This is a genomic window from Paenibacillus xylanivorans (genome assembly GCF_001280595.1).
Taxonomy (GTDB): Bacteria; Bacillota; Bacilli; order Paenibacillales; family Paenibacillaceae; genus Paenibacillus; species Paenibacillus xylanivorans.
In genome coordinates, this window is sequence record NZ_LITU01000082.1 from 63599 (window position 1) to 90182 (window position 26584).

19 protein-coding genes are annotated in these 26584 nt (G+C 49.3%); all 19 read right to left on the reverse strand.

All coding sequences use genetic code 11. The annotated features are described in order from the left end of the window. Window positions 1-4: 4 nt before the first annotated feature. The 19 genes from AMS66_RS28510 to AMS66_RS28600 all read right to left on the reverse strand — a co-directional run bounded on the left by AMS66_RS28510 (window position 5) and on the right by AMS66_RS28600 (window position 25906). Window positions 5-841, reverse strand: a complete 837-nt coding sequence (locus AMS66_RS28510; protein WP_053783992.1) for an ABC transporter permease — start codon at window positions 839-841, stop codon at window positions 5-7. A 1-nt stretch (window position 842) separates the two neighbouring features. Next, window positions 843-1853 (reverse strand): ABC transporter permease, encoded by a 1011-nt coding sequence (locus AMS66_RS28515; protein ID WP_053783993.1) that lies wholly within the window; start codon window positions 1851-1853, stop codon window positions 843-845. Window positions 1854-1942: 89 nt separating this feature from the next. Beyond that, on the reverse strand, window positions 1943-3748 hold the full coding sequence (locus AMS66_RS28520) for an ABC transporter substrate-binding protein (RefSeq protein ID WP_053783994.1): 1806 nt from the start codon (window positions 3746-3748) through the stop codon (window positions 1943-1945). 205 nt (window positions 3749-3953) lie between these two features. After that, window positions 3954-4640, reverse strand: coding sequence for a response regulator (locus tag AMS66_RS28525; protein WP_053783995.1), 687 nt, complete (start codon window positions 4638-4640; stop codon window positions 3954-3956). Beyond that, window positions 4640-5857, reverse strand: coding sequence for a sensor histidine kinase (locus AMS66_RS28530; RefSeq protein ID WP_201782231.1), 1218 nt, complete (start codon window positions 5855-5857; stop codon window positions 4640-4642). Before AMS66_RS28530 ends, AMS66_RS28525 begins: the two co-directional genes overlap by 1 nt. A gap of 54 nt (window positions 5858-5911) precedes the next feature. Continuing rightward, entirely contained in the window at window positions 5912-6418 is a 507-nt protein-coding gene (locus AMS66_RS28535; protein WP_053783997.1) for a hypothetical protein, read from the reverse strand. A gap of 190 nt (window positions 6419-6608) precedes the next feature. Continuing rightward, complete coding sequence (locus tag AMS66_RS28540; RefSeq protein WP_053783998.1) at window positions 6609-7253, reverse strand: Vat family streptogramin A O-acetyltransferase; 645 nt, start codon at window positions 7251-7253, stop codon at window positions 6609-6611. Between the two features lie 106 nt (window positions 7254-7359). Next, a complete protein-coding gene (locus tag AMS66_RS28545; protein ID WP_053783999.1) occupies window positions 7360-9330 on the reverse strand; it encodes a CotH kinase family protein in 1971 nt (656 codons plus the stop codon). A 134-nt stretch (window positions 9331-9464) separates the two neighbouring features. Next, window positions 9465-13781, reverse strand: coding sequence for a CBM96 family carbohydrate-binding protein (locus AMS66_RS28550; protein WP_053784000.1), 4317 nt, complete (start codon window positions 13779-13781; stop codon window positions 9465-9467). A gap of 154 nt (window positions 13782-13935) precedes the next feature. Next, window positions 13936-15486 carry an extracellular solute-binding protein gene (locus AMS66_RS28555; protein ID WP_024628839.1) on the reverse strand — a complete coding sequence of 517 codons (1551 nt, stop codon included), beginning with the start codon at window positions 15484-15486 and terminating at the stop codon, window positions 13936-13938. 362 nt (window positions 15487-15848) lie between these two features. After that, complete coding sequence (locus tag AMS66_RS28560) at window positions 15849-18218, reverse strand: DUF4962 domain-containing protein (RefSeq protein WP_053784001.1); 2370 nt, start codon at window positions 18216-18218, stop codon at window positions 15849-15851. A gap of 34 nt (window positions 18219-18252) precedes the next feature. Continuing rightward, the gene (locus AMS66_RS28565; RefSeq protein ID WP_053784002.1) at window positions 18253-19020 is read right to left on the reverse strand and encodes an SDR family NAD(P)-dependent oxidoreductase; all 768 of its coding nucleotides are present in this window, start codon (window positions 19018-19020) and stop codon (window positions 18253-18255) included. 30 nt (window positions 19021-19050) lie between these two features. Continuing rightward, window positions 19051-20886, reverse strand: a complete 1836-nt coding sequence (locus tag AMS66_RS28570; protein ID WP_236703672.1) for a cache domain-containing sensor histidine kinase — start codon at window positions 20884-20886, stop codon at window positions 19051-19053. Next, entirely contained in the window at window positions 20886-21923 is a 1038-nt protein-coding gene (locus AMS66_RS28575; RefSeq protein WP_053784004.1) for a response regulator transcription factor, read from the reverse strand. The genes AMS66_RS28570 and AMS66_RS28575 overlap by 1 nt, the downstream gene beginning before the upstream one ends. Before the next feature lie 42 nt (window positions 21924-21965). Then, a complete protein-coding gene (locus tag AMS66_RS28580) occupies window positions 21966-22844 on the reverse strand; it encodes a carbohydrate ABC transporter permease (protein ID WP_024628844.1) in 879 nt (292 codons plus the stop codon). 12 nt (window positions 22845-22856) lie between these two features. Next, the gene (locus tag AMS66_RS28585; protein WP_053784167.1) at window positions 22857-23774 is read right to left on the reverse strand and encodes an ABC transporter permease; all 918 of its coding nucleotides are present in this window, start codon (window positions 23772-23774) and stop codon (window positions 22857-22859) included. 56 nt (window positions 23775-23830) lie between these two features. Further along, the gene (locus AMS66_RS28590; protein ID WP_024628846.1) at window positions 23831-24040 is read right to left on the reverse strand and encodes a tautomerase family protein; all 210 of its coding nucleotides are present in this window, start codon (window positions 24038-24040) and stop codon (window positions 23831-23833) included. 275 nt (window positions 24041-24315) lie between these two features. Continuing rightward, on the reverse strand, window positions 24316-25281 hold the full coding sequence (locus AMS66_RS28595) for an alpha/beta hydrolase (RefSeq protein ID WP_053784005.1): 966 nt from the start codon (window positions 25279-25281) through the stop codon (window positions 24316-24318). A gap of 19 nt (window positions 25282-25300) precedes the next feature. Continuing rightward, a complete protein-coding gene (locus tag AMS66_RS28600) occupies window positions 25301-25906 on the reverse strand; it encodes a TetR/AcrR family transcriptional regulator (RefSeq protein WP_236703665.1) in 606 nt (201 codons plus the stop codon). Window positions 25907-26584: the final 678 nt, after the last annotated feature.

The window sequence follows — 26584 nt, forward strand, 5'->3', positions numbered from 1 at the left end:
GGTCTTAGCTCCTTATTTTCGGATTGAAAATTTCGTCCATGCCCGTATTCATCAGATAAAGCGAGAAGGTAATGACGGCAATCGCCAGTGCCGCAGGAATGAATGCCCACCACGCCCCTGCTACTGGCGCTTCAAACACCAGTGCCCAGTTCATCAGAATGCCGAGCGAGATCGTATTATACGGTCCCAGTCCCAGCATGGAGATGGAAGCTTCGGACAGAATGCCCGAGGCTGTCTGGAGCACAAAGGCCATCACCACATAAGACGCGATATATGGCAAAATCTCATGGATAATGATACGCGGCGTACTGTGTCCCGAAATTTTCGCAATATGCACATGATCGCGGCTGCGCAGAGATGTCGTCTGGGCCCGCACAGCCCGAGCTGTCCAAGGCCAGCTTGTTATACCGATAATGATCGCCGTCACCAGAGAACTGCGTGAATCAATACTAACCGAGATCAAGATCAGGATGATGAACGAAGGTATAACGATGAAAATGTTTGTGATCGCCGTCAGAAAGTTATCCAACATTCCTCCGAGATATCCCGACACCAGGCCCATAACCAGACCGATAACGGTAGCAAAAATACCTGCAATCAGTCCCACGCGTATAGACGTCTGGATGCCATACATCAATTCAAGGAAAATGTCCCGTCCAAAATTATCCGATCCAAGCAACAGGCCATCACCCGGCGGCTGGAACGCCATCGCAATCATCTCCAGGGGATCACTGCGATTGATGAGCGGATAGATCGTAACCAAGAGCAGCATGCCGACAAAAGTCACCGCACCGATCATGAATTTGGGTGACTTCAGCAAAATAGAGATCGAATGCTTCATATCACTGTTCCTCCATTTGAGCGGCCTTGATACGCGGGTCAATGAAGCCGTAGATGACATCGATGGTAAAATTGGCAAGCAATACAGCAATGGCAATCAGCAGTGTGCACCCCGAAATTAGAGGGTAATCCAGCTGCCGTATAGCCGTGAACAGCCAAGTGCCGATGCCCGGATAACTGAACACAATCTCACAGATCAGTGATCCGCCAACCATCGTGCCGATGGAGAGCGCAAGTCCCGTAATTTGCGGCAGCATGGCGTTGCGGAAGACGTAACGGGAGATCTTTCCGTCGCGTATGCCCAGCAGTTTGCTGTACAGCACATAGTCGGAATTCAGCTCATAGATGGACATCTCCCGCATGCCAATAGCCTGACCGCCAATGGTCACGAGCACAATGGAGAGGAACGGCAAGGTATGGTGTCGAACCACGGACATGATGAAGTCGAAGCTCAACTGCGGCACCATCTGGAAGTCATATCCCCCCGACAGCGGGAACCACTTCAGTGATAACGCAAAGACATACAGCATAATAATAGCCAGAGTAAAAAAGGGAATGGAATTGATGAACAACGCTACCGGAAACAGCACTTTATCAAAAACACCCTTCCGGTACGCCGCAATGGCGCCGAGCAAATTACCAATCAGCCAGCCGACCAGAATGGCCGGAAGTTGAAGCCCCACCGTCCAAGGGACGGCGGAGGCTAGAATGTCCGTCACAGGCTTCGGATACAGTCCAAAGGACGTACCCAGATTGCCTGTGAACAGATTTTTCAAATAGATGCCGAATTGGGTCCATAGTGGCTGATCAATGCCGAATTCAACCGTAAACGTCTCATAGACCCGCTTGATGGAATCCGAGTCGGTCATCCCTGACGTCATTTTGGAAGCGATCATGCTCACCGGGTTGCCCTCAATCATTCTTGGCAAAATAAAATTCAGTCCGATGGCAATGACCAGGGTCAGGCCATACCAGAATACTTTTTTGGCGACATATCTGGAATAGGCATTCATAGGATTTAGCACCCCCGAGTTTAGCGGATAAGGGCCTTATGTCTGAAGTAGCGTGTTACTTCATCGTGTCCTGATTCAATATGAGTTCCTTAATTGTGAATCTGATACAACGCCTTGATGCCGGCTCCGTCCATCGAGATTTGCGGTGGAATGTTGGTGCCATCTCCTTCGGTCGGGAAGCCTTTCCAGACCGATTCGTTCACGGTGTCAAACACCCATGGTCTGTACATCAACGGAATGGAAGGAATGTCTTTCAGCCAGATCGTATTCAGTTCGGTGTACAGTGACTTCAGCTTCGCCTCGTCAGACACGGATGGAATCTCTTCAATAATGGCGTCTGCGCGGTCATTCTGGTAACGTCCCCAGTTCCAGAACGCCATCTCACCCATTGGGGCAACCCCTTTGGAATACATGATCGTCATCGCACGGTTCCATGGCTGGCTTGGGCTGACCCCGCCTGCAGGTGTGTTCATGATGATATCGAATTTGCCGGTTTGCAGATCATTGGTCCATACCGGTGATTCCGGGAATTTGGTGCGAATCTCAATCCCTATGGCCTTGGCGCTCTGCGCTACGATCTCCAGGGCAGCGTTCCAGTCGGACCAGCCGTAAGGACATTCAACCTCGAAAGGTCCAAGGCGTTTGCCGTTAAGAACACGGATGCCGTCTTTACCTTTGGTTGCTCCAATCTTGTCGAGCAGGGCGTTGGCTCCTTCAATATCCATCGTCCATTGCAACGACTTGATGGCATCTTGGTCAATATATTTGGACTCGGCGTCCGAGTTCAAGGTCAGAGAAGGCTGCATAGGTGCGGAATATCCGCTCATGGCCAGCTCCGAGATTTTGTCATAGTTGATGCTCATGGCTATCGCACGGCGAACGTCTGCATTATCCAGTCCAGCCTTGGACAGATTGAAGAAAATGCTTGGCATGGAACCGGGCAGATAATACGGCGCATCCTTCAGATACGTTTTGACGGCAGCCCCGCCTTCCCACATCTTCCACACTTGAGGGATAAACTGCTGGGAGACGTCCACTTGCCCACTCTTGAACGCCAGATCACCTGCGGCATTATCCTTGTAGATCACGTGGGTGATGTATTTCGGTGCGGGCAATTTGCCGAACAATTTCTGACCCCAGTAGTTGTCGTCACGGACAATCGTAATTTTCTGGTCGTTGTAAAAGTGAAGCTTATATGCTCCGGTGCCCACCGGATTGTCATTGATCTCTTTGCGAATCGCGGTCAGATCATTATTGTTCTTCTTCTCAATTTCTTCCCAGATATGCTTCGGCAGCATCGGAATCAGTTCAATGCTGTCCAGTACGGTCAGCTTGTTTGGGTTATCAGGGTTCAGCTTAATTTCCACGGCCTGCGCTCCATCCGCTTTCACTTCACTGATGTAGGTCCAGAAGCTGCTCCAGTTGATATCGTATTTTTTGCCCAGTTCATAGGTGTATACAACATCATCTGCTGTAAAAGCCGTCCCGTCGCTCCACTTCGCATCCGCATTCAACTCAATGCGCAGAGTGGTTTCATCCGTCCATTCATACGAATTGCCCAAGAGAGGTTCAAGGCCACCGTCCAGCTGGTTTACCATAAACAGTGTCTCGTACACCAGCTCCCTGGAGTTGCCGTAATTCACTGGAAATGCGGGATTTCCGCTCAACAGATTGAAGTTGGTTGGTGGCCCCCATTGCAGCCCATTGATATACAAAGTCTCATTACGCGGTGTCTCCTTGTTGGTCGCAGGTTCATTCTGGGTTGTCGTGGTTGGTGTATCCACCGTCCCTTGTGGTTCACTTACTGATGGCGGCTGAACACTTTGGCATCCGGCAAACAATGTGACCGACATGAACAGAGCGACGAGCGGTGTGGCAGCTCTCTTAAATCGCATTCTGAACCCCTCCGTGAATTCATATTGATGTTATTGGAAGCGCTTACTTAAAGTTATTCTATGACTTATCTCACACCAAACATTCCATCTCTTTTCTCAATTTTGAGACATTATTTATGGGGACATACGAAATAACCAGCTCCGCACAGGGCAGCTGGTTATTTGCTAAATTACGATTACTACTCCACATAAGATTAAGAACGGTTTACTTGACGAATCCATTACGAATGGCAAAGACGACCGCCTGTGTGCGGTCTTCCACCTGAATCTTTTGCAAAATACGATGCACATGAGTTTTGACCGTACTCTCCCCGATAAAGAGCTTGCGAGCAATCTCCTCATTCCGTAATCCGTACGCCATCTGCTGCAAAACCTCCAATTCCCGTCCGGTAAAGCGTTCCGGCAATTGTTCGTTTGCTACCGTCTCCTTCATCGAATCCGAATGACTCGGAGTTGAACGAATGGCAAGACCGATCACCTTGGCTGCCACCGCCGTGCGGTAGATGGCCTCCCCCCGGTATGCAGCACGAACCGCATCAACGAGTTCGTCCGGCGCCGCATCCTTGAGCAGATAACCGACAGCTCCGGCACGTATTCCTTTGTACACATAATCCTCATGATCGAATGTGGTCAGGATGACCACTTTGCAGTCAGGCAGTATCTTCATCAGCTCCGCTGTCGCTTCCAGTCCGTCTCCTGCTTCCATCTGTACATCCATCAATACGACATGTGGACGAACCTCAGCTGCCAGACGGACTGCTTCATGTCCCCCGCCCGCTTCGCCTACCACTTTCATATCCTGCTGTGCATTAATAATAAAACGTAATCCATGCCGGACCAGATGCTGGTCATCTACGAGGAGTACACGTATTTCCTGTATGTCCTGCTCCATTATTGTTCATCACCTCCCATAATCTCCTTCACATCTTGAGGAATGGTAAGGGTTAACCTCATTCCATGTGGATCGACTGCATTAATGGATAAGGAACCGCCTGCCCTCTCACACCTTGCTCTCATACTCGATAGTCCGAAACCGGGAGAGATCGAATTTTCTTTGCGATACATTCCGTTATCCTCCACAATCATATGTAGCTGGCTCTCCTTCTCCAAGATATCCACCTTCACTTGCGAAGCCTGGGCATGACGAATGATATTCGTTAACGCTTCCTGAAGTACACGGTACAATAGTTCGGACGTTTCTGGCGTCCAATGACTCGTCTGCTCCTGGGGAGTGAGTTTGATCGTAAAACCTGCCATCTCGCGTATCTCATTCACCAGACTCGTCAAGGCAACAAGCCCGAGACCTGCTTCATTACTGCCCATCTGATGAGCAACGGTCCGAACCTCCTGGAGACATTGTCTGACTACTTCAAGCACCGTACCCATCGCTTTGTCCGCTTCCGCTGTGTCCATCTTCATCATATACGGCAATGCCTGAAGCTGAACAATAATGGAGGTCAATCGGTTGCCAACACTGTCGTGCAAATCCATGGAGATCCGGCTTCGTTCTTCAAGTACAGCATACTGCATCAATCGCACAGTAGCCTGCTCCAGCTCCTGATGTGTATCCTGAAGCTCCTGATGGGCATGTGTCAGTTCAGCGTGCACCTTCTGCAATTCCTCATAATGTCGTTTGCTGTCCTGTCTGCTGTCCCGCCTGATTTTCGCAGCCCAGCATAGAATATAGGTTACAGCGTGAGCCATCGAATACACCAGAATCTGATTGGGTTCGTATTCATCCATATAGAGCAGCGCCGCATTCCCAATGAGGATAATGATGCCTAGCAACGAAGAACGATGAATGGGCAATTTCAGTGCAGTATATCCGATGAGATAAAAGCTTAATTCAAATATGCGATCCTCGGCTTGGAAGAACTGGGCATAGAGCAGCGTCACTATCCAAATCACCAATATCCCTAACGTTCGCATCCGCTCATTTCGAAGTGACTGTGGAACCCAAACCAATATAAGGTATGGCAACCTAACGATGAGTCCTGCACCCAACTCGACCCACGCCAATTCTTTGAAGGGCTCGATCAGACTGTAAAGCAGCAGCAACGTTAAAATAATATCTGCTGTATGATCCAGTACCACCTTTCGAATCTGCATCCATTTCGAATCGTTCTGCATAGCTATCCTTTCCAATCCTAAAGTTTGAAAATATTATACACATCTGCCTTGAAAGCGCTGGACTTTGGCATACAGAAAATAACGCCGGGCAGCAATACTTCCCAGAGGCAGAAACAACAGAGCATTGCTCAGTGAAACCACCGTATGATGCACATCCCATTGGCTGGCGAGCTGTCTCAGTACCATAACCGCGATCAGAAGCAAGCTGCTGGCCAGCGATCCCTTGGACATCATTTTGCCTGTAGTTGGATGGATTCGAAGCTGTTCCAGATGTACCCGCCACGCACCAATCCCGCAACCTATGATCAGAAAAACAATATATAACAGAATGTTGCCCACCATTAATGGTGTATTTACTACGCTCGAAAGCACCCAATACGCAATGATCGCTGGAAAGACCCATAAACGGGATGTCTTCACTTCCTTCTCCCTTAGCGATAACAATAGAACAATGACGGCTACAATAACAATATTCATCATGTTTTTTTCCTCACCTTCTCCACGTGTTCTCTGATCTACATTCAGTGTAGCCGAATTCAACGGGAGTTAAGTCCACCTACAGATGGATTGGCTCTCTTAACTTCTTCCATCCAGGGGCTTAGTGTGGATATGCAAGGTTCCATGAAGTGTGATGATGATGAGCATATGGAGTTCAAAATAAAAAAAACTGGCTCCATAAGGAACCAGCGATAGTCTCGTTTTTTTTGCATATCAATTCACGTACATCAACCTACTTGCTCTTCAGAAGCTCACGCAATGTCTGGAGATCGTATGTAGAGACCAGTCGTTCCAAATGTGTGTCCAGCCACACCTCATCCTGATCCCACCATTTCAGTTCCAGCAGTAAAGCAATGATCTCCTCGTCGAAGCGCTTTTTGATTGGCTTGGCAGGATTACCACCCACAATGGTGTAAGGCTCGATGTCCTTGGTGACTGTCGCATTGGAAGCGACGATGGCACCGTCTCCAATGGTGATACCCGGCATGATGGTTACATTCTGTCCAATCCAGACGTCGTTCCCCAATAAAGTGTCTCCCTTAAAAGGCAGCTGATCCAGCGTAGGGGTCACTCTCTCCCAACCACCACCAAAAATATTGAAGGGATAGGTCGTCATGCCCTCCATCCGGTGATTGGCGCCATTCATAATGAATGTCACACCTTCGGCAATTGCACAAAACTTACCGATCACCAGACGATCACCCAGGAAATCATAATGATGCTGAATGCGGTCATAAAATTGCTCGGGTGGACGACTGTTGTCACTATAATACGTATAATCACCGATCAGCACATTAGAGCGCGGCGGCAAATTTTGAATGTAACAAACGGTACGAATATTGTCGTTAGGGAAAAGTTTTGTTTTATCGGGAGCCATATTTATCCCCTCCTTTTCCTCATTGTACCAAAAAGGGATTCGATCTGACCATCGAATCCCTTTTCTCATTCTCCCTAGAACAACGTTGCTTTACCGGGGAGATTTCTTATTTGGTTGTAAGTGTTACTTGTGCAGCCGTTTGATCCCAATCCACGGTCAGTCCCAGTCCTTCAGAGATGAAGCGTACCGGTACAAGCGTGCGACTGTTTTTGATAATGGCTGGTGCATCAATTTCGAGCGTTTCACCATTCACTGTAGCTGTGCTGCTTCCGATCTGGAGCACAAGTGTCTGGTCATTTAGAACGGCGGTTACAGTTTTCACTGTTTTGTCCCATGTCACTTCTGCACCCAGAGCTTCAAGGATGGCATTCACAGGAACCATAACCCGGCCGCTTTGTTGCAATGGGTCTTGATCCGGGAACGTAATTGATTTGCCATCCAAGGTTACAGTAATCGTTTTGTCCGTCGTTGCTGTTCCGTTATCCGTGCCTGTATCTTCCGAAGTCTCAGGCAACGGCGTTACTTCACGTCCAAGTTGCTCTTGCAGGTTGGCAAGTCGGTTCAGTGCAAACGTGGTCAGCGATCCTGCTGCCATGGAGCCCATACCCCCACCTCCGCCAAAGTTACCGCCAGGACGTGTCTGGGTATTGCCTGTACCCGTTGTTGTGTCTGTAGTTCCTGTTCCAGTTGTACCATCTGGCTGTGTCGGTGGTGTTGTTCCATCCGGTGGTGTCATACCCTCAAAACCTTCCGGAGGTGTCATGCCTTCGAATCCTTCTGGTGGTGTACCACCCATGCCACCCATACCGCCTGTTGCATCAGCGTTGGCAGAGTATGCAATGTTGGATTCAAACTGTTCTGTTGTGTAGAACTTCGTAGGATCTGCTTCTACATAAGGACGAATGATGTCAGCCAGACCTGTGATGCGGTCCTGGATGCCTTCCAGATAATCCGTCAATTCGTTGACGTAGCTCAAGTATTTTTCCTTATACTCAGGCACTTCAAGCAAGTTGTTTATCATCGGTACATTTTCCATGCTAATGCCCAGTACTGGCTCGTCCACAGATACATTCGTTGCGTTGGTGTTGGTCGTCGTTGATCCTGTTGTTCCACGTCCGCCTCCACCAGAATATCCATTAAAGGACATGTTAAAGTCCCAAGGTACAACCGTGAACTTGCCATCTGCATCGCCGTAAAGCATATAGTTATGCCCTTTGTCGCCGTTATAGCTGTCATAGTTGCCAAAGACCATATTACCCGCGATGTATTTCAGGGCCGAATCAACGTCCAGCACACTCTCAATATCGCCTTTTTCACCTTCAGGCATGTCATTCAGCGTTTTGATAAAGTTTTTGAGCTTGGTTTTGTTCTCGTCTGTACCCAAATCTTCCGTGATGGTGCTGTAGTCGCTGCCTTCTGAATATTGCAGGTAACTCTTCTCATCCGTATCGTAGAGGACGCCGTCCTCATAATCTTCACCGTAGTTGCGTTCCAGATAGCTGTCATCTACCGCTTCAACCCCGGTATAGAAACCAACCAGTTCGCCGTTTACATACAAGTTAACGTAGTTCGTCATCGGTACATCCATACCAATGCTGCGCAGCGCTTCATAATGAAGAACTTCACGCATGTATGATGGATCGGCGTAGTTGTTGTTCAGGACCATTTTGTCCAGACCGAGCAGGGTTTGTGTTTTGTCGTATTTATCGAACTTCAGTCTGAAGCTGTAACGGTCCGAATCATCCATCGAAGCTACGGATTTCAAAGTCAGATTACCCTTGGTGGAGAAACCAACGTTATCCAGCTTGTTGCCATCCACTTCTACACTGACCTTCTTATAATCCTTATCCAGCGGGCTTTCGAGCATGCTCTTCCAGTCTGCATCATCAATCGTAACATTCACATCAATGACGTTGTCCGTCTGGAACAACGATTCATAGGCTTGCGTGACGCCTGTGCTGGTGCTCGTATCCTCTGCGGCATACGCAGCGTTCGGACTTCCTACCAGGGCAAAAGATGATGTTACCATCGTCACGGACAAGGCCGTTACTGCAACTTTACGTAGTAAACTATTCAAATGATGAATCCTCCTTCTTGGTTTCTGTTAAGCAACTTAGGCTTATGAAACCATGGTAGAGGACAAACCTTTAATGAATCTTAAATAAATGATTCACAACAAAAAGTAGCCCGCAGGCTACTTGTTCTGATCATTTATAACTCGGTAACTGTCACACCTGCTGCTTTGTAATAATTCTCATTCACATTGTTTAGCATGTTAGCCTTCAGCAGAATGCCGACTCCGGCAAAGAGTCCGATTCCGTTTGTGTTACCTTCAATTCGGTTATTTTCAATCAACACATTCTCGGGGTTTCCTTCGCCGATATTGCCCGCTCCGGAATCGCCTTTGTCGCGCTCAAGCCGCACACCCCAGTATCCACTGGCGGTATTGTTACGGATCGCATTGCCTCGAATCACCGTACCCGGTCCGTTTAACACTTTGATTCCTGCCGCATCTGCAATCGTGGTTGTATTCTCGATGAGATTATCCTCGATTAATGTATCGGGGGTGCCCATGGTTACCGAAATGCCAATTTGGCTGTTCGTGATTGTGTTGTCATGAATATAGTTTCCTTTGCCGGACTTACTGTGGTTGCTGGGTGCTGAACCTCCGGTATTGCCGAGTCCGATACCTGCACCAGTAAGAACATCCGTAATGATATTACCGGAGATTTCATTGAAATACTCCAGTTCACCATGAAGATCAATAGCATCCAGCTTCGTTTCGTTAAATGTATTGCCACGCAGCACGTTGTTATGGGCCACAAACTGGATCAACGCTCCATGTCTGAGATAAGGACCCTCAAACGTACTATCCTCCACCACATTCCATATCGTATCATTGTCAAAGCCAAGCCGATCGGTCTTGGCCGTTCCCTGAATGGAAATTCCATAGCCTGAACCTCCAGGGCCCAGATCTGTTGCGTTGCGGAATGTTGCATGCTTCACAACGACATCGCGGCTGTGCTCGATGCGGATAGCCATTCGTTTGAATTTCTCCACAATCACGCCATCGATCGTAATGTTATACGATGGAGCCTCGCCATAGTTGGCGATGTGAATCATGCTATCCGGCCCCCCTGCGGAGGGATTATTGGATTTGTGGTCAGTCGTGTAGCTGCCGGACCAGGATGAAGTTATGGTCATATTGGTTACGAGAATGCTATGCTGAGCCGATGCTTTCAGGACAGTGCTGCCGGTCACCTGATCCAGCGATGTCTTGAGCACGGTTCCTTCACTACTCTCACCTCTCAGGTTCACCCCGGATTTGAGCATCAGATTGGTGGTTCCATCCGGCCCAGATAACAAATTGTACACTCCATCAGGCAAAAACACTTCATCACCGACGTTAGCCTCATCAATGGCAGCCTGTATAGCGGGCCGGTCATCGCTCGTATTATCTGCCAAATCTGCTCCGTAATCTCGTACATCAATCGTACGTCCGGTTACGACATGTGGAGAATGGACAGCATGTGGTGTTCCATCTGTCTCCGTTAGACCTGGAGCAATAAATGGCACAGTCCCCTCAGGAGGTTGTGGCTCAATGTATGGAATGAGTGCAACAGGTGTCCCACCCCCTGCGAATGGTGCATACAAGTGCACATCGGTCAGGCTCGTATAAATACTTGAATCGGAATTCCCATGCCCGGTGATCCGTACATAACGTGCAGAAGTGTCCGGGATATCAAATGCTTGCATCTCTGTCGTATCCCCGCTGCTTTCTCCGCTGAACACCTGCGTCCACAGTTCACCGTCAACAGACGTTTCAATTTCAAAGAAAGTCTTCCTTACATCCCCTTTGTAAAAGCCAACACCAACATAGCCGACTTGCTGCGCCTGCCCCAGATCAAATGTGATCCATTGCCCTTCTCCGGCAACAGACCAGCGTGTATAGCTGTTATTGTCGATGGTATTGGTCGCCAGGTTGCCGTCGCTGCCGCTTGCCGAGACGGAAGCAACAGGCAGGGACGATATGGGAACGACAAGGGTGGTCATATCGGTTGATAAAGCACTGCTGACGTTGCCCGCCTCGTCAATCGCCCTCACTTGAAATGTATACGGCGTTCCGTCTGCAAGTCCGCTGTCCCGGAATGACTGCTTGCCTTGTTCGGCCAACAGAACTCCATCCCGATAGATTCGGTAGGCAGATACAGCCATATCATCATTGGCAGCAGGCCATCTCAGTTCCGCAAAATCCGTTCCCCAATTGCGAACTGCAAGCGCGGCGCCCGGCGCCCACTCTGGCGCTTGTGTGTCGCTTCCATCTTCGATTAAAGCGATGACGGATAACTGCGGACGCGGATTGCTCGTTCCATTGGCTTCCTTGGTGTATACGTTCACGGAAACGCCTGTTGATTCGGCGTCCCCGAGCAGAAATGCCACCTGTCCCGCCGCTGAACGGCTCTTCACATAGTCGGTCACATCGACTTCGTAGACTGCCGGGCTTCCATTACGATCTGCTGTGACCTGGAATGTACCAAGTAGCGAACTTTCACTGAGACTTTTGACTGGCGCATTCGACCAGGTTAACGATGATTCGCTCCAGTCTGTTGCATCCAAACCGTACACAGACAATTCCGTATCCGTATTGGACGTGCCTTTCTTTGCGGCAATCCGCAATCGATACCGATCTCCCTCAGGCTCATTTCCGGTCATGGCAAACTTGAAATACACATATTTTTTGGTGGACGAAGTCGAGGAAATGCTGAGTAACCCGGTGCTGGAGCCTGTAGCCTGATTAAAATTCAGGTCAGGCTTACCGCTGTCAATCGCCGCATCGTCGCTTGGCAGCTTGCTGGCGATGATCTTCTCTATCAACGGTTTCTCTTCTTCACCTTCTTCCTCTCCAGGCGAAGTGTCATCTTTGAAAATAATTGGCTTCGTAACGATCCGGTTCTTCACATGTTCATCAAGAAAGGCCCACGCCTCCGCATTGGCAACCTCGGAAGCCGTCCCTGTAAATCCATGGCCCTGACCGGGTACGACTTTCATATCCACAATCGGGACACCCGCAGATTGAAGCTGTCCCGCGAAAGTAACACTGTCGGTATAGGGAATGGTGGCATCAGCATCACCGTGCCGAATCCAGAACGGTGGATCTTCCGGTGAAGCATACGTGCCAGGCATGGCAAGTCTGGCCTGCTCCGGAACATCGAACGCACGATGCCCGCCAAGCAGAGCCGTGACCGAGCTATAGTTATTGGCAAATGTCGTCGTAAAATCAGCGGGTCCGTACCAGTCGGCGACGGCCTGCACTTTGTCGGAATACTCAGGCCATCCGCCAGAACCTTCAAGATCAGGTACATCTACCGTCACTCCTGTATCGAGCATTACGGTGTCACCAGCGCCCATGTCCCCTGTTGTACCGAGCAATGCAGCCAGATGGCCGCCCGCAGATGATCCCCAGACGCCGATACGACTCGGGTCCAGATTGTACTGCGCCGCATGGGCCCGCAAGTATCGGATAGCAAGCTTCACATCCTGAATCTGGGCAGGGAAAGGCGCCTCAAGCGTCAGCCGGTAGTCCAGAGATACACCGATATAACCGCGTTTGAGTACATAATTGCATATGGAGTTCAATGTCTGCTTTCGGTCCCCGTGATTCCATCCACCTCCATGGATATAGACCATGACCGGCATCGGTTCAGCTGCCGCTGTCTCGGGAACAGCAATGGATGAATAGATTGCTCGCCCACCAGCCGTGCCAATCTCCACATCCTCGTATAAAGTCACTCCTTGTGGTGGCGTAAATTCAGTATTCTCCTCTCCAGGCGGAACTGGCGATGGGGCAGGCGTTATACCGGGAATAGCCTGACCGTAAATGGCAACATTGTCGATATACATGTTGGCCTGCATGGCATCTCCTGTTCGAAAACGAATTTTTATCGTGCTGTTATTGTTCGCTTCCGAACCCAGCGTCCAACTTTTTAGCGTATTTCCTTCCTTATTCTTCACGTCTGGAGTGCCTGGGGGAAGTTCAAATGTCTCCAGCGTTGCCCAGGAAATGCCTCCGTCCTTCGACCATTCGATAATAATGCTTCCGCTGATATAGGACGAGGCGCGTGTGTAGTAGCTCAGCCGGATATTTCCGTATCCAGTCAGATCAAGTGGCAGGGCGAGTGCATCGGTTCCGTCAATCTTGATCATGTTGGGTAGCGAGGGTGCGGTTGTGGAAGATGACGTTTTGGCCTTGCTCCCACCTCCCCCTTCCTGCAGCCAAGGGGCTCTCAGTGCAATTCCGCCTGTAGAGCCAAAATTGTCCGGGTCATCAAAATTTTCCGCGTAAATCTCCAGCTCCGGGCCCTCCGGAACTGGGATATTCTCCTCCTGCGTAGCATTTAAAATAGAATGAGGAACAGCGTCTTCCATCGCCCGGACTTCATGCACGGGAACGGCAATACCGCTAATGAGTATGACAGACATGGCAACAAGTACAACGCGCTTTTTCCACGTTTTGAACAAGTTTTTCACTTGTATCCCCTCCGCACGGTAGTCAAATCTCCTGACATTATGCCCTTGCGATCTGCCGTTCTCTGGAGCTGCTGCTTCTCGTTGACGTGTTTCATCTGCACGGTGAGCAGGACATCCTATTGCTAATTGTAGTCATTGCTTATCATGCACAATTCTAGCGACGCGGCAAAGATACGCCTTCCCCGTCCTTGAATTTCTGCGTGGCCTCCTCAATCGCACGATCGCCGCCTTTGGATTTCCATTCCTCAACCACTTTCGGCCAATCGGAGATCGGCTCCTTCCCGTACACCATCTTGATCATGTGCGTGAGCAATACCTGAGGAGGGGTGTCCGAATTGGGAGCAATATCGGGATTCTGTACAAAAGCTTCCAAACGCGGATCAAAGTTGATGCCATCCCGGCCTTCTTTTGCTAAAACAGTATCGTAAATATTCATCAGCTTTCTGCCTTCTTCTGTCAGCGATAACGAGCCTTTGTTGTACGTCGTGTCCTGCACGAACCATAAGAACGACTGACGGTAACGCTCTTCGTCCACGCCAGCAGAGTCTGTCGGAGCTGTATATGAAATCACGCCATTATCCTCCGTGTAGGTCTCTCCTTCTGTACCGTACGTGAAAAATTTCTCCGCTTCATCTGACACCATCCAGTTAAAGAAACGGATAATGGACGCCGGATCAGCCGCATCTTTGTTAATAAAGTAAGCCCGTGTCACCGGACCGTACAGATAATAACCACCTTTTCCGTCCGGGCCGACAGGCGAAGGGATAATCTCAATTTTGGCATCGGGAACCGACGCTTTAATCTGCTTCTCCCACTGGATCAGTTCGTTGGCGTTCATGGACCACATGCCCGCTTTTCCAGAGAGAATCGTATTTTTAAATACCGTTGAATTGATGGTCGCGAACTCTTTGTTAATGAGCCCTTCCTCGTACATCGTCTTGTAGACGGTCAGGGCTTGCTGCATATTCTCATTATCCATAAACTTCGGTACAATCTGATCACCCTGCTGCTCCATCATGGACAGGAACTGCTGAACGTCATAGGCGCCGAAAAAGGTATCTGCATACTTGAAATCTTCACGCCCCATATATGGATTCTCCACGCCAAGTTTCTTAAAGGCGCGTAAAACGTCCATAGTCTCCTCAACCGTAGTGGGCACCGGTAGTCCCGTTTGATCCAGTAAATCCTTGCGAATCCAGGTTGCCCGGCGAGATGGATTGGATAAATATTCGGGGATGGCATAAATATGGCCGTCATGGGTTACCTGGTCCCAGGCTTCTTTCGGCACGGCTTTGAGCAAATCTTGCCCGTACTGCTGCAGCAGTTCATCCAGCGGCTGAAATACCCCGGCCTCGACCGAGCCAGCCATCTCTTTGCCGTTGACGCCGCCGTCACCCTGCACCACGTCAGGAATATCATTGGTGGCAAACATCTGGACCATTTTCTGCTCATATTCCTTATGGGGCACCAGGACGATTTTCAAATCGGTATTGGTCAGATCCTCCAGCTTCTTGACCCATTTATCCTTGTTAATGTCCGGCGACTTCTCCACATACGTATACGCCAACGTACGCAGTGACATGGAGAACTTCGTTTTGCCGTCTCCCCCGCTCTCACCGGATGCCGCTCCGCTCCCCTTGTTGCACCCTGTCATGACAGCTGCCACCAGCAATAGCGCCATGCCTGAGACCATCCACTTTTTCATGCTACCCCTCTTTTCATCCTGATTTAGATTTAGGTACCACTCGTTGGTAAAGCGCTTTCAAGTTAGATGTTAAAACATCCCCACCGCCTGCAACAATGGGGATGTTTTAGATGAGGTTGCGTTTTCTTTAGGTCAGTACTCTGCGTTCCGCAGCATCCAGTCATATAGCACTATATAAATTGAACGTACAAACTTTACACTCAGCCACTGCGATTGCAGTACCCTCTTCCGATCGCTGTTATCCCCAGATTTTTTTGATTCCCTTTTCAAGAGGGAACAATCCGGGGATAAAGGCGAACGCTTCGCTTCTTTAGATGGGTTCTGCACTCTTCGTTCTTGTGTAAATATTCAGTTCATTTTATCTAGTACGTCTTGGATACCTCAATCTTCTTCGTTACACCGTTGTCGGTGAAGTAGAGATGGATACCGTGATCCTGGTCATCGATGAAATAGGGGACATACTTCGGCTCCTCGATCTTATACGGCACAAGCAGCGTTACAATTCTATGGCTTGAAGCGGACCGCGTTTCCGCGCTTAGATGATAATGCTTTTCCAGCCCTTCATACTCTGCCGGGTCCACTCCTGCGAATTGATCCGTCTGACTGAGCGATAGCTCACCGGAGGATGCATAGACAAACGTCCCTTCTAACCCTGCCTTATTTCCGTTTAGACGGAAGCTCTGCCCTTTCAGCTGTAGCGGGTGCAGTGCATGGAACAGCCATTGAACGCTGTCCGGCTTCTCCAGATCAATGTGGTCCACAATAACGAAGTAGGATGACTGCAGAAAATGGATTTCCCGTACAACACGCTTCACATGGGGTACGGTGCTGGCATAGGCATCGGTCGCTACCGCTCGCACATAACCATCGCCGTCCCGCCAATAGGCCTCTTCAATCTGTCCAGTTGCGGCCATATTCAGCACCTTGTTGTTCTCAGCATACTGTCCTGCTCCACCAATCAGCAGGTTGTTTTTGGAGCGCGTCTGCCTGCGCCATTCCCGGTGAAAGGAGCTCCCGTGCGCTATATAGTAGCCAGTATCCGCGGCGAGCGGCTCACCGAATGCATGCAGAGTGAAGCTGTTCTGATCCGCATGACTGTGGCTGATCGAACCGTAGCGGCTCGACTTGAGCAGCAGCATCATATGCTCATCCGGATCATCCATCCGGTGATGCATGGCTACCCACCCCACATCCCGGAACCACTTGAGCGGCGCGATGTCTACAGGAGACTCTTCCTCCACCTGCGGATAATCGTGGCGGTATACCAAGTCGTCAAAGTTAAAGTCCCACCAACCATAGTTATAAAATGCTCCCTCTGTCCCCGGATCGGATTGGCGTACACGCTCAAAGTACCACTGGTACCAACGATTGCCTGTAACACCTGCCAATTGGCGGACAAGATAGCCTGTTTTCAAGTTTACCGGGTCACCAAGCGTAGACTGATCGCCAAAGCTGGCGCGCCGTGCATCGGGTGGATATACATAGAGCGGAAAATCCCCAGTACGCTGAAAGAACGGCCGGCGGAAGAAGTCGATGCCCGCATAGTTTCGCAACAAATTCATTGCTTCGGTCACATAGGCCATGCCTGTTGTCCAGTACATCGGACCCTCGGCCCAACCTCCATCACTTCCTCCCCAAGGGGAGTACAGACAGGCATAATAATCGATCGCATAATCCAGCCACGCTGCGGCCTTTGGTTCCTCATGCAGCAAGGCCATACAGCAAGGTACAAGCACGGAGGACAATGAACGCACCGCATGGCTGTCGTAAGGCACATGATGGATCTTCGAGCGAACCATCACATGCTGGGCCACCTGCTCTGTCCGCCGCAGCAAACTGCGCCTTACCATATCTTGCTCTTCGCTGTTCAGCTCATCATGCAGCCAGTCATAACCCCAAGCGAGCGCGGCGGCAACCCGAAAGGCTGCCTCGTCATTATAATCGCGGGATGTCGTTCCCTCCGTATCCCAGGCCGCCACATGCAGCAGCCAGGTTTTCGCCGCTTCAAGCAACCGTTCGTCATGAAGCACCCGGCCAGCGATGCTCAGATGACGAATCGCATATAACACTTCCTGACAGTCAATGTACATTCGACGCCATAATGGAGCGACGCGTTTGTTATCCGGGTAAGGTAGCGGTTCACTAATCGGCTCGCGATTTGCCCACGGCTCAACGGAATTTGCCATAAATACATCCCAGCCGCAATATGAGGGATCGGACGCAATGCCATCTGCAAGTGCCTGCAGCCCACTTTCTCCGAGCCATAGCCGGGGATGAGACGTGTCCGCGGAAACGTACCGCTGTGCCCGAGAAGGTATCGGTGTCTCGGGTAATCCTGCTGGTACCGTAAACTGCCGGACCTCACTCCATGCCGACATTTCCTGCTGCTTTCCCAGAACGGCGTCCACTTCTGCTTCGCTTCCTTGCTGAACTCGATGGTCTACAAGCAGCGCATAACGCCAGTAATAATCCCCCGGTTCAAACACCCGGTCTGGCGTGAAAAAGTTATACGGGAGCGGCGCAAAGGTCATCGTCTCTTCTTCCTGAAAAGAAGGCCCCACCGAAACCTGCAGTATATAGGCATTCTGATCCTCCTGCTGTGCCGCCATCCAGGTAAACCTCGGCGGATTCTCTGCCAGAACGGTATGTTCATCAGGCGCATAATCCACATGGAACGGCCCGCTAATTGGTTGGTACAACGATCTTTTTGCAAGCTTCCGCTTCACTTCCATCGTATCGTCCCCTCCTTATCGCAATGGTGTAGCATCAACGCATATACATTCCGCCATTGATTTCAAGCGTTTCCCCCGTTATAAAAGAACCCAGCTCCGAACACAGGTACAATGCCGCACCTGCCACATCCTCGGGATTGCCTTCCCGTCCAAGGGGAATGCTGCTTACCGCAGAAGATCGACCTTCCTCCGAGGTGAACGTTGCATGGAACGCCGTTTGCCCGATGAAGCCCGGTGAGAGGGCATTAACCGTAATCCCGCCAGGAGCTAGCTCTTTGGCAAGCCCTTTGGTTAACGCGATGACTGCTGCCTTGGAGGCTGCGTAAATAGCTGCACCCGGACCGCCACCATTATGAGCCGCTACCGAAGTCAAATTGATAATTCGACCGCCTCCAGCTGCCTTCATGCCTGGAATGACCGCTTTGGAGACAAATACAGCGCTCTTCAAATTCACATCCATAATTCGGCTGTAAAGCTCCTCGCTCATCGTTTCAATGGGGCTCCGCTCCACCAGATGCCCCGCATTATTGATCAACAGGTCAATCGGACCGCCGAAACGGAGCGTAATATCCCCAACCATCGACTCTATGGCATTTGTATCGGTCACATCTGCCTGAAATGCCGCTGCTTCACCGCCAGCATCCCGGATTGCGGCCACAACCTCCTCCGCCCGATCCATATTATGCAGACCATTCACAGCCACCTTTGCACCACAACGAGCCAATGCGCCCGCAATGGCAGCGCCAATTCCTCCGCTTGAGCCCGTAACCAACGCAATTTTTTTCTCCAAGTTAATATTCATTTTCTATCGTCCTCCCTGTTATAGGTTTAATTAAATCCGCTTGCTGTGCTGATCCGCCGGAAGCGCCATGGTAATGGTCGTTCCCAAGCCTTGCTCACTCTCAATCATTAAGCCATACATTTCTCCAAATACCAGTTGAATTCGACGATGGACATTCATGAGCCCAATGCCCCCGCGATGGTAAACATCATCGGAATCTTCACCCGCCAGACGATTCAATTCCAGACGGCGACGCAGCTTCTCCAAGCGTTCCTCGCTCATGCCCATTCCGTTATCCTGGACGATGACAAGAAAGCGATCTTCAAGACGCCGAGCGTCGATGCGGATAAAGTGGCCGGGCTCCATGCCCTGTGGAAACGCGTGTTGTAACACATTTTCCACCAGCGGCTGAAGGGTTAGACGAACCATTTTTTCCAACAACAGATCCGGCGCAATGATGACCTCCACTTCGAGCTCCCGATCCATGCGATGCTTCATGATGGAAAGGTAGGCCAGCACATGTTTAAGTTCATTCGCAACCGTGATTTCCTCCAAGTTCGTCTGAATGGAATAACGGAGCATATGGGCCATCGATTCCACCATTTGCGTAATTTCTTCGGAGTCCTGTACGACGGCATAACATTTGATCGTTTCCAGGGTGTTGTAGAGAAAATGCGGATTGATCTGCAATTGAAGTGCCTGAAATTCCGCACGATGCCGTTCCAGCGCCTCCTGCTGAAGCTCGATCTCCGATTTCTGACGGCGCAGTTCCGATTCATACACACTTTCAATCATGTCCGACAAGCGGCTGACCATCAGATTATAACTGCGGATCAACACGCCGATTTCATCGCGCCTTTCCTTCATTTCCACCTTGTTCCAGATTCCCTTCTCGGTCTGTCTCATTCCGTTCATCAGCACACGAATCGGTTCCACCTGAGAAGCTCCGATCCGGTAGGCCACGACCAGTGCAGCCAGCAGCGTTCCTGCACCAACCCACAATGTGGTCGAGCGAATCGTTGCAATGGGTCGTTGAAGCTCCTCCAGGGGCACGGAAGCAACAAAGCGCCAGCCAGAATAATCGGAAAGCTCCGAAATGAACAGCCGTTTGGTGCCATCCGTGTTCAGTTCAAGCGAGCCTGCCTCCATTTGCATAAGCCTGTTTACGCTGCTGGATGGCATCGCTGTCTGCGCCTCTGCCTCACCGGGTGTGTAGATAACCGTTCCGTTCTGATCTATCACATACTGATAGCCGCCCTTACCGAGGTCGAGTTCTCCCCATATTTTGTCAAGCTCCAGCACATTCACTTCCATCGCCAGTACACCGTTTGGGGTATAGGAGGACACTCCTCTGATCCGCCGCGCAATCGTAATGACATTGGCACTCTGCTCGCTACGAATACTGCGTGTAAGCAATGTGGATTCGCCGTTTGCAGGCGTTGCGGCCAGTAGCTCCTTATATTGAAGAGCCGCGTCCATATCCGGTATACCCGCTGAATTCTGGTTGTCGTCAATCACAACACGCCCGTTTTCCCCAATAACATACAGAAACTTGATCTGCGGATATAACATAAAAACAGGCGGGAACACGTTCGTTTTAATCTGACGACTGTATTCGTAATAGGCATAACTATCCTCCGGATTCATGTCCAGAAATTGCTTTACACTTCCGTTCGACAGAATGGAGTACGTGGCCCGATCATAATTTTGCAAATACAGGTCGGTCTGGTACGCCGTATTGCGCATCGTTTGGGCGATGTTGTCCGCAAGCTGGTCGTTCATTTCGGTTGAGGCATAGGTATAGGTAAACACGCCTATGGCAGACAAGGATAACGTAATCACAATGGCAAAATGAAAGAACAGGCGGATCGACAGGCTGCGCTTCATCAATCAATGCCCAACTTGCTGCGGTACTCGGACGGTGTCAGTCCGGTAATCTTCTTGAATGTCTTCGTAAAATGGGGATGATCCGCATACCCCACTTCGTAGGATATATCCGTAATCCGGTTACCCGGCTGTTCCAGCATGCGCTTGGCCAGTTCCATTTTGCTGCGTATCCGGTATTGGATAAAGGTCTGCCCTGTCGTCTGTTTGAACAGCTGGCTGAAGTAGGACGGGTTAAGCCCCAGCTTGGCCGCAATCTCATCCAGCGACACTTCACGGCGCAAATGCTTCTCCAGATAGGCTTTTGCTTCTTCTACCGGATGCTTGCGCTTGCCGCTACGCTTTTCCTTGATCGTTTTCATCAACGTGTGAATCTCGTTGCCCAGAGCCTCAAAGCACTCTTTCGAGGAAGCGCTTACATTAATCTCGCATGACGTACTCATCGTTCCGTTACCACGTGCATTCATTCGGGCCACAATCAATTCCAGCAATTCCTGAAAAAGCTCTGCTGTCTGCTCAGGCATCAAGGCGTATGCCGGATAACGACCAGACCATGCTGCGAGCAGTTCTGTCACATCGGACTGCCTTAGCTCCCATATGGCCTCTTCCAGACGCATCGCCCAATCATTAAGCTCCCTCACGGGAACAAGGGAAGCCGTTGGCTTTTCCTCTTCAGACGCCAGCAATTTGAGCAACAGCTCATGAAGCTCCTGTCGTCCCACAGGCTTCAGCAGATAGCGCTTTACTCCATAATCCATACAGGCTCTTGCATATTCAAAGTCCGAATAACCGGAGACCACAATAATGCGCATCGTACTTCCTTGCTCGGATAAACGTCGACACAGCTCAATACCATCCATCGTCGGCATACGGATATCCGTAAACAGGATGTGTGGCCGAAAGTCCTCCACCACTTGAAGGGCCTCTTCCCCATGCGCTGCCTGCCGAATCTCACAGTCGAACAGCCCCGCTTGCTTGATCATCTTCGCCAGACCCATCCGAATCATCGGTTCGTCATCCGTAATCAAGATTCTGAACATCGCCATTCCCCCGTTTCCGTCAGATCTGTATACTTCTTGTACTTAAGATTTGACGGAGCCGACCATGATTCCTTTTACAAAATGCTTTTGCAGGAAAGGGTAAATGATAATAATGGGTAAGGTGGCGATGATAATCGTTGCCATTTTGATGCCTTCCGGCGATGTATGTGCAAGAGTGCTATAGACGGCTGAACCCGGATCGACGGAAATATCGTCACTTTCAAACAGTTTCTTGAGTGTTACCTGGATCGGCCACCAGGCCGGATCATTCAGATAATACAGCGCGGTGGAGTAGGCATTCCAATGACCTACCGCATAGAAAATGCCGAGTGATGCCATGGCCGGTTTGGACAATGGGATGACGATACGCCAGATGATGCCGAATTCTCCGCAACCATCGATGCGGGCAGCGTCGATCAGTTCACCCGGCAGCTGTGCGAAGAACGAGCGCATGACGAAAAAGTTAAAGGCATTAATCGCTCCTGGCACAATCAGAACCAATGGATTGTTGACCAGATGCAGTTCCTTCATCAGGATGAAGTTCGGAATAAGCGGCGCCGAGAATACAACGGTCACCAGAACAAACATGACGACCAGCGAGCGCCCTTTGTACTCTGGACGGGAAACGGGATAAGCCAGCGATGCCGTTGCGGCGAGATTGATCAGCGTCCCGAACAGTGTCACCCCAACCGATACCGCAAATGCCCGCCAGAACGAAGCATCGCCGAATACATATTCATAATTGATCCAGGTAAAAGCAACAGGCCAGAAGCTGACCTTTCCGCCCATTATCGCTTCCGAGCTGCTGAGCGATTGGGCCAGTACATTAATGAAAGGCAGAATCATCGTCAACGAGAGCAGCGTAAGAAAAACGAGATTTCCAATGCGGAATATACGGTAACGGACACTGGGGGTACGCATAGAACTCGCCTCCTAATACAGGCTTTCGCCGGTTGTTTTTTTGCTGAAGAAATTACCCAGTAGAATAAGCATCAAACCCACGACGGACTTGAACAACCCGATGGCCGTTGTATAGCTGTATTGCTGTGAGAGAAGCCCGGCTTTGTAGATATACGTATCGAGAATTTCACCGGATTCCAGATTGAGCGGATTCAAGAAAACAAACACACGCTCAAAGCCCAGATCAAGGAACTTCCCGATGTGCAGCAACAGCAGAATCATAATCGTCGGTAGCAATGATGGCAGGGTAATCGACCATATTTGCTTCAAACGTCCGGCTCCGTCCACCTCTGCCGCTTCATACAGGTCGGGATTGATCCCCGCAATGGCAGCCAGGAAAATAATTGTGCCGTACCCAGAATCCCGCCAGATCCCGGAACCGATTAGAATGGAACGAATGTATGAGTCTTCTCCAAGAAAGTAGATCGGCTGCATCCCCAGAAATCCAAGTGCTTTGTTCACCACCCCGGCATCCATCGAGAAAATACCCATGAAGATACCACTAATGACGACCCAGGACAGAAAGTGAGGCATGTATACAATCGTTTGCAGCAAACGCTTGAACACAATCATCCGCACCTCATTCAGCAGAATCGCCAGCAGGATGGGTACCGGAAATGCAATCACCAGATCATATAGTCCGAGCAGAAGTGTGTTATTGAGGATTCGCAAAAAATCATAATGGCTGAACATCTTCTGAAAATGCTCCAGGCCTACCCAATCACTTCCGGTGATGCCTTTGAAAATGTTGTAGTTCTGAAAAGCAATGACCGAGCCGAACAGGGGTACATATTTGAAGAGGAAAAAATACAGGATGCCCGGTACCGAAAGCAGATATAGTATCCGGTATCGCCACAGATAACGTCCCGCATCTCCTAGCCGAGTGCCCAGACCAGACGAGTGAAGTCTGGCTGTTCCCCGGCTTGGCGGCGCGATATCCGCGGGCTTCACGTCTTCTCCCCTCCCTGCTTTTGTGATTGCATGTTTCTCAAATTATCAGGAACATTCTCGTCCCATGGGATTTCATTGAATTCAACGGAAATATACTCCGGCTCACGATCGATAATACGTGAAAGCTCGCGTGTGAACACCTCCACGATCTCCTGCTTTTGCTCATCCGTCCTGCCTTCATACAGCCTGATTGAAATTTCCGGCATCCGAGTCATCTCCCTTTCACCACGTAATGTAAACGCTTTAACAACTTTATCTTAGCGTTCCTGTGAGAGGGCAACAATGGACTGTCTTTTCGTTCACTTGTGTTTTCTTTAGGTGAGAGCAGCGCTGGTGTTCACCACTTCCGGGCTTAAACAATGTAGTTTATGTAAATTCAGCCTATAGCGGTTTTTCCCACTATAGGCTGAACATGCTTGATATTATGGTTTTTTCACCTCGTTAGAAAGCCCTTCTACTAGTCAGCTCTCTAGGACTACATTTATTTTCCTACATACTCATCCAAAAAACGATCTACTCTTTGGAAATATTCAGTAGGGTAGTGGTTGATCGCATCGATGTGCTCCGTATTTTCCGGATACCATACTTCTGCGCTTGGATTATCTTTTAAGGACTCATAAATCACTTCTGTATTTTTATAACTAATTTGCTGATCTCCAGTACCATGGATGAGCATTACTGGCTTGTCTTGCATCTTTTTTACCGCATCCATAGGAGATACGGAATCAAGATCAACCTTATAGACCCAATTGGCCATCCAGGTCGATGTATAACTGAATGGGAACGCAGGTAAACCTGAAAAGAAAGGCAGACCCTCTCTCAGAAATAGACCGGCATTGCGAAACGGACTATCCGCGATTACAGCTTGGATGTCATCACTTTCACTCGCGGCCAGCAATGAAGTAGCAGCGCCCATTGAAAAGCCGATCACTCCAATGTTATCACCCGCATGATCCTTGGATTTTAAATAGTCTACAGCTCCCAGCAAATCGTATTTTTCATTGAGACCAAGTGTAATCAGATCACCATCGGATTTACCTTGCGAGCTGAGGTCAAATGCCAATACATTGTAGCCTTTTGGAACAAAATGCTCTACTAACTTTGGCGTCCGCCCTTTGACTAAACGATTGCTCGTATATCCATGGACGATAATAATCGTCTTATCGCTTGATTTAACACCAGCATTTGCAGGAAAGAAGGTACCTCTAATCGTATTATCATTTTTCAAACTCTTGAACTCGACCTCTTCGTAGGGAGTTTTATCGATATTCAATTCGTAGCTGACATTCGTGTCTCTAGGATGGTGCAACAAGGTGTCTACTACTTTATACGATATAAAAAATATAAGAGCCACCACAAGCAAAAGCACGATTCCCAGGCTCCATAGAATTTTGTTCCGTTTTTTCACACGAACGTTATGATTGGTTTCTAATGATGGTTGATTCAATCTGACTCCTCCAGTTTTTCTATAGGTGTGTGGGTGCGAACAAATAAAAGGCATGCGCCTTCAGATTTTCCCATTCGGGATGATGAACAATACTTTCTCCAAGAGTTAAAGGCACTCCATTTAAGAAAGAGATATAGGCACGAGAAATCATTGCTGGAGAAAAGCTTTTGTTGAATTCTCCCATTAATTGTCCCTTGGCAAAGACACCTTCGATTTCATCTGTCATTACCTTAATACTCTCAAGGACCTCCTGTGTAAGTTCAGGGAATCTTTCTCGTTGTCCTAAAACAGATTGGGCAAGCCGCAATTCATTGGTATAGAAGTAGATATGGTTGAATTGTTCTTTCACCATGTTCTTAATCAATGCGCCCGGCGTTCCCTCTTGTTGTAGACAAGCAAGCGATTTGCCCTGAATTTCAGCAAGCGGCTCAAGGACAGCGGCGTAGAATAAAGCTTCTTTGCTAGGAAAATATTGAAAAATGGTTCCAGGAGTCACTCCCACATTCTTCGCAATGATGGCCGTTGTGGTATTCGAATATCCACTTTCTGCGAACAACACAACAGCTTCTTTTAGAATCCGTTTACGACGCTCCAGCCTTTTTTCTTCATTGATGGGTCTTGCCAAATGTATTCCCCTCTCTTTAAACTAAATCTCAATTAATTAAATGATCAGTTAATTAATTAATAATATATCTTTAATTATGGCTTATTGCAAGAGCAAATTTATCTTACTTACGAGCAGGATGAAACTCAACAAATACAAACAAGCCGGAGTGCGGCCCAACATGCGCCTCCGGCTTGTTTGAATCAGGTTACTTTGGATGATGAGAGCTTCTACAATAATGGATTCACGCAACCATCTCAATAATGACAAGTTGGCTTTTCTTGAACCAGGTTAGTATCTCTATGTGAAACGTACGCGTTTACATAAACATCTAGTGAACACTTAAATATGTAAACCGAAAAAATTGATGGTTCATAAAAAATAAATAGGTCCTCTGCAACCAAAAGCAATCCACGCACTCCATACAGAGTGCGACCAGGATTATTGTAGGCAGCTTCATTCATCAGGTTGATTTCAATCCACGCACTCCATACAGAGTGCGACCGGGCAATGCTCCTGCGCCTGGCATCTCCAACCAAGATTTCAATCCACGCAATCCATACAGAGTGCGACGTATCATTTACATATGGCGTTGTTGTTCCAGATGATTTCAATCCACGCACTCCATACAGAGTGCGACTTTCTTTTCTTTAACTTTTTTCTCCGGTTTCCAATTTCAATCCACGCACTCCATACAGA